We start from the raw sequence: 8,729 nt of genomic DNA on the forward strand, positions 1-8,729 counted from the left end.
AAGGCCTGTTTCCGGTTAGCTGACCGGCACCCCGGCAATCCCGGCTGTCGCCTCCCGCGGCTATGCCATGATCGAAGGCGGAAATCGGGGGATTTGCAGCTAGGGGAGCGTGCGTTGGTGGACCTATCAGGACTGACCAGACCAGTGGAACGGTTGGTCGCCACCGCGCAGAACGGGCTGGAAGTTCTGCGCTACGGCGGCCTGGAGACAGGCGCGGTGCCGTCGCCGTTCCAGATCATCCAGAGTGTGCCGATGTACCGGCTGCGGCGGTACTTCCCGCCCGACAACAGGCCGGGAGCGAAGCCGCCAGGGCCGCCGGTGCTGATGGTGCATCCGATGATGATGTCGGCCGACATGTGGGACGTCACCCGCGAGGAAGGCGCCGTCGGCATTCTGCACAAGGCCGGACTCGACCCCTGGGTCATCGACTTCGGTTCGCCCGACAAGGTCGAGGGCGGCATGGACCGCAACCTCGCCGACCACGTCGTCGCGCTGAGCGAAGCCATCGACACCGTGAAAGAGGTAACCGGCCGCGACGTGCACCTGGCCGGCTACTCGCAGGGCGGCATGTTCGCCTATCAGGCCGCTGCCTACCGCAGGTCGAAAGATCTGGCGAGCATCATCGCGTTCGGCTCGCCGGTCGACACGCTCGCCGGCCTGCCGATGAACATGCCCGCCAGCATCGCCCCCGCCGCGGCGGACTTCATGGCCGACCATGTGTTCAGCCGCATGGACATCCCCGGCTGGCTGGCGCGCACCGGATTCCAGATGCTCGATCCGATCAAGACGGCGCAGTCGCGCATCGACTTCCTGCGTCAGCTGCACGACCGCGAGGCCTTGCTGCCCCGCGAGCAGCAGCGCCGCTTCCTGCAGTCCGAAGGCTGGATCGCGTGGTCGGGCCCTGCGATCGCCGAACTGCTCAAGCAGTTCATCGCGCACAACCGAATGATGAGTGGCGGCTTCTCGATTCACGGCGACCTCGTCACGCTGTCGGACATCGACTGCCCCGTGCTTGCGGTCATCGGTGAGGTCGACGACATCGGTCAACCGGCGTCGGTGCGCGGCATCAAGCGTGCCGCGCCGAAGGCGGACGTCTACGAATTCATCATCCGCGCCGGACATTTCGGACTTGTGGTCGGCAGCAAGGCATCGACGCAAACCTGGCCGACGGTCGCCCAGTGGGTCAAGTGGATCGACTCCGACGGCAAGATGCCCGAGGGCGTCAACCCGATGCCCCTGCAGCCCGAGGAGCCCAAAGAGAGCGGCGTCTCGCTCAGTTCACGCTTGGCGCACGGCACTTCCGCGGCGACCGAGATGGTGTTCACCCTCGCGCGGTCGGCCGCCGATGCGGTGGTCGCGGCCAACAAGTCCGCGCGCGCAATTGTGGTCGAGACATACCGCACCCTGCCCCGCCTCGCGCGGCTGGGTCAGATCAACGACCACACCCGAATCTCGTTGGGCCGGATCATGACCGAACAGGCCCGCGACATGCCCAACGGCGAGGCCCTGCTGTTCGACGGTCGCGTGCACACCTATGAGGCGGTGGATCGCCGCATCAACAACGTCGTCCGCGGCCTGATCGACGTCGGCGTCCGCCAGGGCGCACACGTCGGCGTCCTGATGGAAACGCGCCCCAGCGCGCTGGTGGCCATCGCCGCGCTGTCGCGCCTCGGTGCGGTGGCCGTGCTGATGCCGCCCGACGCCGATCTGGTGGCCGCCGCCCGGCTCGGCGCGGTCTCCGACATCATCGCCGACCCGAGCAACCTCGAGGCGGCGCGCAAGCTCGATATGCGCGTCCTCGTGCTTGGTGGTGGCGAGGCGCGCGACCTGGACCTCCCCGAGGACGCCGACGTCATCGACATGGAGAAGATCGATCCCGACCTCGTCGATCTTCCGGGCTGGTACCGGCCCAACCCCGCGCTGGCCCGCGACCTCGCGTTCATCGGCTTCAGCTCGATCGGCGGCGAACTGGTTCCCCGCCAGATCACCAACTTCCGGTGGGCGCTGTCGGCGTTCGGCACTGCATCGGCGGCCAACCTGGGGCGCGGCGATACGGTTTACTGCCTGACGCCGCTGCACCATCAATCCGGGCTGCTGGTCGCACTCGGCGGCGCGGTCGTCGGCGGGTCGCGTATCGCGTTGTCAAGGGGTCTGCGCCCCGATCGGTTCGTCCAGGAGATCCGGCAATACGGCGTCACCGTCGTCTCCTACACGTGGGCGATGCTGCGTGACGTGATCGACGACCCGTCGTTCTCGCTGGCAGGTAGCCATCCGGTCCGGCTGTTCATCGGCTCCGGCATGCCGACGGGCCTGTGGAAACGCGTCGTCGACGTGTTCGAGCCCGCCCACGTCCTCGAATTCTTTGCGACCTCGGACGGGCAGGCGGTGCTGGCCAACGTCTCGGGCGCCAAGGTCGGCAGCAAGGGCCGGCCGCTGCCCGGCAGCGGCGAGATCGCCTTGGCCGCCTACGACCCCGAGGACGACCTCATCCTCGAGGACGAGCGCGGCTTCGTGCGTCGCGCAGAAACCAACGAGGTCGGCGTCCTGCTGGCCCGCCCGCGCGGACCGATCGACCCGACCGCGTCGATCAAACGCGGCGTCTTCGCCCCCGCGGACACGTGGGTGTCCACGGAGTACCTGTTCCGGCGCGACGACGACGGCGACTACTGGCTCGTCGACAGCCGCGGTCTGGTGATCCACTCACCGCGCGGAGTGGTCTACGCCGCGACCGTGAACGACGCCGTCAGCCGTCTGAACGCGGTGGACCTCGCGGTCACCTACGGCGTCGACGCCGGTGACCAGCGTCTGGCAGTGACGGCCCTGGCCCTGCGGCCGGGAGGGACCATTCCCTCGGCGGACCTGTCCGAGGCGCTCGCCGATCTGCCGGTCGGCAGCCCACCCGACCTCGTGCACGTGGTGCCCGAGATGGCCCTCAGCGCGTCGTGCCGACCGCTCGTTGGGCCGCTGCGCGAAGCGGGGATCCCCAAACCGTCGCGTAACGCGTGGTACCTGGACCGCGATACGAATCGGTACAAGCGATTGACCGTCGCGGTGCGCGCCGAAATCGTTGGTGGGTGATCGTCGCGGCCGTGCCGAGCGGTCGTCACGCTGTTAGGCTCCCGCTGGCGGCAGGCCGTCGTCGGGTCGGGCAATTGGTGGTCTATCGCGCTGGAGGGTTGATGACATCGCAGACCGGTAACGCTCGCGTCGACTGGCGCCGCGCTCTCGTCGGCGGAGTGCTCGCCGTTGGCCTGATGTCCGGATTCGGCGCGTCGACCGCGTTCGCGCAGCCCGCAGAACCCACGAACCCACCGGCTCCGCGCAGCTGCACCGGCGACGACTGCACCAAAGATGCCGAGGCCGCCGTGGCCGCCGCGGCGGGTTGCGAGCCGGACGACAAGAAGTGCTCCGATGCGGCGAACAAGCCCAGGAAGATCAACGGCGACCAGGTCCTGATGGCGATCTATGACGAGTACGGCCAGGGTGAGGCCGGCGGTCAGATCTCGAAGCTGATCGACGACGTCGTGAATCTGCGCAGGCAGGGTTTCCCGATCTCCAGCGCCAACGCCCAAGCGCTGGTGGAAGCCTTGGATGACCGACCCAACCAGAAGCCGCTGATCGAGGCGCTGGGTTCGGCCATTCAGTACCAGCGCAAGATCATGGAGCAGCAAATGATGGCTGCACAGCAGCAGCAGCAGGGTCAATCCGGCGGCGGTGGCGGCATGCCGGGCATGCCGGGCATGCCGCCTGCACAGGGCGGCCCGCTCCCTCCGCAGGGCTGACGCGCGGCCGTGCTCGACGAAAAGCTTCTCAGCATCCTCGTCTGTCCCGAGGACCGTGGTCCGCTCCTTCTGGTGGACGACGAGTGTCTGTACAACCCGCGGCTGCGGCGCGCGTACCGCATCGACGACGGTGTTCCGGTCCTGCTGGTCGACGAGGCCGTCACGGTCACCGACGAGGCCGAACACACCCGGTTGCTCGAGAGGGCGTCAGGAGAATCCGGGTAGGTCCCCGGTGAGGTAGCGCTGGAGGTTGGGGCCGATCGTTTCGGCGATCTGCTCCACCGGCAGCGATTTGAACGGTTCCAGTTCGAGGATATAGCGGGCCATCACGACGCCGACCAGCTGCGAAGCGACGAATTGCACACGGATCGGCCCACTTCCGGGCGGATTGTCTACGCGAGAGCCGACTTCTTTCGCGATGATCTCCTGCAGGAACGACCGGATGAGCGAAGTGTCGTTGCCGGCGAGGATGGATCGCATCGTGGCGAGCAATCCCTTACCCATTTCGGAGTCCCACAGCGGCAGCAGCAGCGTCGGCAACGTGTAGCCGATCTCCTCGACGGGGATCTGCTGCAGCGGTTTGATGATCTGCATCGGGTCGATCGGGATGTGGATCGCCGCGGCGAACAGCTGGGTCTTGGTTCCGTAGTAGTGATGGACGAGCGCGGGGTCGACGTCCGCGGCGGTCGCGATGGCGCGGATCGAGGTCCTGTCGATCCCATTGCGGGCGAACAACTCCCGCGCACTGGTCAAGATGCGTTCGCGCGTATCGGACGTCCCGGGCGGTCGCCCGGGACGCCTGCGCTCAGTGTTGGTGGTCAATGCCCTTACGGTGTCCTTCGTCGTAGCGTGGCCGCGGCCAGGACCATCGACACGATCGCGAAGCCGACCACCACCGCGATGTCTCGTACCGCGATGAACGTCGGATCGGGATACGCACCGACCTGTTGCAGCGCTTCAAGAGCGTAGCTGGCAGGCAGCACATTGCTTATCCACTGCAGCCATTCGGGCATTGCCTCACGCGGCACGACGACTCCGCACAACAGCAGCTGTGGGGCGATCACCAGCGGCATGAACTGCACCGCTTGAAACTCGGTGCGGGCGAACGCACTACACAGCAGGCCGAGGCCGACCCCGAGAACGGCGTTGATGATCGCGATGAGGAAAACCAGTGCGGGGCTGCCCGCCGTGTCGAAGCCGAGGAGCCAGAACGACACGACGCAGGCCAGGGTGGCTTGCGCGGCGGCGGCGATCGAGAAGGCGGTGCCGTAGGCGGCGAGCAGATCCAGGCGGCGCAGGGGAGTGGTGAGGATCCGTTCGAGCGTGCCCGAAACCCGTTCTCGCTGCATGGTTATCGACGTGATCAGGAACATCACGATGAGCGGGAACAGGCCCAACATGATCAAACAGACGTTGTTGAACGGCGTGGGCGCGCCCGGTGGGTGGGGTGCGTCCCGGAACATGAAGTAGATCAGCGTCATGATGAGGCTCGGTACCAGGAGGATCATCGCGATGCTGCGGTGGTCGGCGGCGAGCTGGCGCAGGATCCGCGTCGTGGTGGCCAGGTAGGCCTGCGGGCTCAGCCGGCTTCGAGTTGTCGGGTCGCGGTGCTGTGCCTGATGACGGACAGAAACGCGTCCTCCAGTGACTGACATCTCGTGTCCTCTCGTAACTTCGTGGGTGTGGTGTGCGCGAGCAGCGTTCCCTCGCGCATCAGCAACAGGTCACCGCAGTGATCGGCTTCGTCCATGACATGGCTCGACACGATGAGCGTCGTGCCGAGGTCGGCGATTTCGCGGAACCGCTCCCAGAGCTCGACCCGCAACACGGGGTCCAGTCCGACGGTGGGCTCATCGAGCACCAACAGGTCGGGGTGGGACACCAGAGCGCAGGCCAGCGACGCGCGGGTGCGTTGGCCGCCGGAAAGATTGCCGCACAGGGCGGTTCGGTGATCGTCGAGCCCGACGGCGGCGATCGCGTTGTCGGCGTCGGCATGGTCTGCACCAGTCAGCGCCGCGAAGTAGCGGACGTTGTCGATGACCCGCAGATCGTCATAAATGGTCGGATTCTGCGTGACGTAACCGACCCGGTGCCGCAGCTCTGCCGAGCCGGCCGGGCGGCCCAACACCGTCACGGTGCCCGCCGCGACGATTTGGGTGCCGACGACGCAGCGCATCAGCGTCGTCTTGCCGCATCCGGAAGGGCCGAGCAGGCCGGTGATCGTGCCCCGTGCGATCCGCACCGAAATGTTGTCGAGCGCGACGCGTTTACCTCGGATGACCCGCAGATCTCGCACGTCGACGGCGATGTCGACGTCGGGGTGAAGCAATTCATCACGCGATGAACTCATCATACGATGAATAATCCTCGGGGTGGGTGGGCATGTCAATGCCCGTCGGTGCCCTGACATCGCCTTGCCAGGCAGAATCGCTGCGGTGAGTGCGCGCCAGTTGTCCGTGGATCCCCTTAGTGCAGCGCGCCGGCTGCTCGGCGCCGTTCTGATCGGGCGTGGCGTGAGCGCGATGATCGTCGAGGTCGAGGCATATGGCGGTCCTGAGGACGGGCCCTGGCCGGACGCGGCCGCGCATTCCTATCGGGGCATGGGCGGCCGCAACGCTGTCATGTTCGGTCCCGCCGGACGGCTCTACACCTACCGCAGCCACGGCATACACGTCTGCGCGAACGTCGTGTGCGCCACCGATCGCGTCGCCGGTGCGGTGCTGCTGCGGGCAGTGGCGATCGAGTCCGGAGCCGATGTCGCTCAAGCCCGCCGCGGTGAGTCGGTGCGACCCGCTGCGCTGGGGCGGGGCCCGGGCAATCTGTGCTCGGCGATGGGAATCACGATGGAGGACAACGGCATTGATCTGCTGGATGCCGAGAGCCCGATCCGGTTGGTGCTCGGCGAGAAGCGCGAGGGTGTGGCCGGCCCGCGCGTCGGTGTCAGCAAGGCGGCCGACCGTCCCTGGCGGTTGTGGCTGGCCGGGCGGCCCGAGGTGTCGCTTTATCGCCGCAGCCCACGGGCACCGGCTCCCGGGGAAAGCGACTAGTACGGGAAGATCGGTGCGTGACTTCTACGGGCGCATCCATCCTCGATGAGCTGGAGTGGCGCGGACTGATCGCGCAGTCCACCGATCGCGACGCACTGGCAGCGGTGCTGGCCGCCGGGCCCACGACCGTCTATTCGGGTTTCGATCCGACGGCGCCGAGCCTGCACGCGGGACATCTCATCCCGCTGCTGACGCTGCGGCGGTTTCAGCAGGCCGGACACCGTCCGATCGTCCTGGCCGGTGGTGCGACGGGCATGATCGGCGACCCGCGCGACGTCGGCGAGCGCACGCTGAACAGCGCTGACACAGTCGCGCAGTGGGCCGATCGCATCCGGGGCCAGCTGGAGCGCTTCGTCGAATTCAATGACTCGCCGACCGGCGCCGTGGTGGAGAACAACCTCACGTGGACCGCGCAGATGAATGCGATCGAGTTCCTTCGCGACGTCGGAAAGCACTTCTCGGTGAATGTGATGCTCGACCGGGACACCGTGCGCCGCCGCCTGGAGGGCGAAGGCATCTCCTACACCGAATTCAGCTACATGCTCTTGCAGGCCAACGATTTCGTGGAGCTCCATCAGCGCTATGGATGCGCACTGCAGATCGGCGGGTCCGATCAGTGGGGCAACATCATCGCCGGAGTCCGGCTCGTCCGGCAGAAGACCGGAGCCACCGTGCACGCCCTGACCACCCCGCTGGTCACCGACTCCGAAGGGCAGAAGTTCGGGAAGTCGACCGGTGGCGGCAGCCTGTGGCTCGACCCGGAGATGACGAGTCCCTACGCCTGGTACCAGTACTTCGTGAACACTGCCGACGCCGACGTGGTCCGCTACCTGCGGTGGTTCACCTACCTTTCGCCGGATGAATTGGCGGAGCTGGAGCAGGCGACTGCGGAACGACCACACGAGCGCGCCGGTCAGCGCCGGCTGGCCCGGGAGCTGACGAATCTGGTGCACGGCGAGGCGGCGACGGAGTCGGTCGAGCACGCCAGTCAGGCACTGTTCGGTCGCGGTGAACTCACCCGGTTGGATGAGCCGACGTTGGCCGCCGCGCTGCAGGAGGCGTCGGTCGCCGAGCTACAGCCCGGACAACCCGATTCGATCGCTGACCTGCTGGTGGCCAGTGGTTTGTCGGCGAGTAAGGGAGCGGCCCGCCGCACGATCGGCGAGGGCGGGGCTTACGTCAACAATGTCCGCATCGAGAGCGAGGAGTGGGTGCCGCAGCCGTCGGACTTCCTGCACGGTCGCTGGCTGGTGCTGCGTCGGGGCAAGCGGAATATCGCCGGCGTCCACCGCGTTGGCTAGTTCGTCGGGTCATCGAGGCCCGACCAAAGTTGGTGTCGCTTCTCGGGAACAAAGTGTCCCGGAGGCGCGTTGAACCCCATGAACAACGAGTCGACGCACTGCTGTGCGCACGATGGACGCGGATCGAAAGACACGCCCCATCAGCCCATTTGACTCAGAGTTATCCCTCACGTAACTTATCGGAGTCGCTGCGACACGGGCCAAGCCCGACGAGCGCGGCGGCTCCCAGAGGGAAGCCCCAACTTCGGTTGGGTTTCTGATTGTCCGCACTACGAGCCCGTGGCTTAAAGGCCGCGGGTTGGTTGCGCGGCCGAGCGGGTGTGTTGTTTGAGAACTCAATAGTGTGTTTGGTGGTTTTTGTTTGTTGTTTTTTGTCCGCCTCTTTTTTCCCGTTTAGGGGTGGATTTTTTGTGATGCCAGTTTTTGGTGTCTTGCTTGGTCAGATTTTCTCTGATTGTGGATTCACCTGACGTTTGTTGGGTTGTTTTTGTTTGGAGAGTTTGATCCTGGCTCAGGACGAACGCTGGCGGCGTGCTTAACACATGCAAGTCGAACGGAAAGGCCCTTTCGGGGGTACTCGAGTGGCGAACGGGTGAGTA

Annotated in this window: 8 protein-coding genes and 1 rRNA gene; 6 read left to right on the top strand and 3 right to left on the bottom strand. The window is 66.2% G+C overall.

Annotation, left to right across the window (positions count from 1 at the left end; genetic code table 11):
• Positions 1-114: 114 nt before the first annotated feature.
• The 3 genes from H7J93_RS10150 to H7J93_RS10160 all read left to right on the top strand — a co-directional run bounded on the left by H7J93_RS10150 (position 115) and on the right by H7J93_RS10160 (position 4,007).
• Positions 115-3,078 carry an acyl-CoA synthetase gene (locus H7J93_RS10150; RefSeq protein WP_267306163.1) on the top strand — a complete coding sequence of 988 codons (2,964 nt, stop codon included), beginning with the start codon at positions 115-117 and terminating at the stop codon, positions 3,076-3,078.
• A gap of 101 nt (positions 3,079-3,179) precedes the next feature.
• Positions 3,180-3,782: a hypothetical protein gene (locus H7J93_RS10155; RefSeq protein WP_267306164.1), complete on the top strand. Its 603-nt coding sequence runs from the start codon at positions 3,180-3,182 to the stop codon at positions 3,780-3,782.
• A 9-nt stretch (positions 3,783-3,791) separates the two neighbouring features.
• On the top strand, positions 3,792-4,007 hold the full coding sequence (locus H7J93_RS10160) for a Trm112 family protein (RefSeq protein ID WP_267306165.1): 216 nt from the start codon (positions 3,792-3,794) through the stop codon (positions 4,005-4,007).
• On the opposite strand, the gene H7J93_RS10165 is transcribed toward H7J93_RS10160, so the two are convergent.
• Genes H7J93_RS10165 through H7J93_RS10175 form a run of 3 tightly spaced genes read right to left on the bottom strand, consistent with a single transcriptional unit; the run spans position 3,990 to position 6,135 of the window.
• Positions 3,990-4,604, bottom strand: a complete 615-nt coding sequence (locus H7J93_RS10165) for a TetR/AcrR family transcriptional regulator (protein WP_267306166.1) — start codon at positions 4,602-4,604, stop codon at positions 3,990-3,992. The two genes, H7J93_RS10160 and H7J93_RS10165, sit on opposite strands and share 18 nt — an antisense overlap.
• Positions 4,605-4,609: 5 nt before the next feature.
• On the bottom strand, positions 4,610-5,437 hold the full coding sequence (locus tag H7J93_RS10170; RefSeq protein WP_267306167.1) for an ABC transporter permease: 828 nt from the start codon (positions 5,435-5,437) through the stop codon (positions 4,610-4,612).
• Positions 5,362-6,135, bottom strand: a complete 774-nt coding sequence (locus H7J93_RS10175) for an ABC transporter ATP-binding protein (RefSeq protein ID WP_267306168.1) — start codon at positions 6,133-6,135, stop codon at positions 5,362-5,364. The genes H7J93_RS10170 and H7J93_RS10175 overlap by 76 nt, the downstream gene beginning before the upstream one ends.
• Before the next feature lie 82 nt (positions 6,136-6,217).
• Between H7J93_RS10175 and H7J93_RS10180 the strand changes: the two genes are divergently transcribed.
• The 3 genes from H7J93_RS10180 to H7J93_RS10190 all read left to right on the top strand — a co-directional run.
• A complete protein-coding gene (locus tag H7J93_RS10180) occupies positions 6,218-6,829 on the top strand; it encodes a DNA-3-methyladenine glycosylase (protein WP_267306169.1) in 612 nt (203 codons plus the stop codon).
• A 38-nt stretch (positions 6,830-6,867) separates the two neighbouring features.
• Entirely contained in the window at positions 6,868-8,130 is a 1,263-nt protein-coding gene (gene tyrS / locus H7J93_RS10185; RefSeq protein WP_267306178.1) for a tyrosine--tRNA ligase, read from the top strand.
• A 488-nt stretch (positions 8,131-8,618) separates the two neighbouring features.
• A 16S ribosomal RNA gene (locus tag H7J93_RS10190) occupies positions 8,619-8,729 on the top strand; the annotation flags it as partial.

Origin of the sequence: Mycobacterium barrassiae (genome assembly GCF_025822765.1) — a bacterium.
GTDB lineage: Bacteria > Actinomycetota > Actinomycetes > Mycobacteriales > Mycobacteriaceae > Mycobacterium > Mycobacterium barrassiae.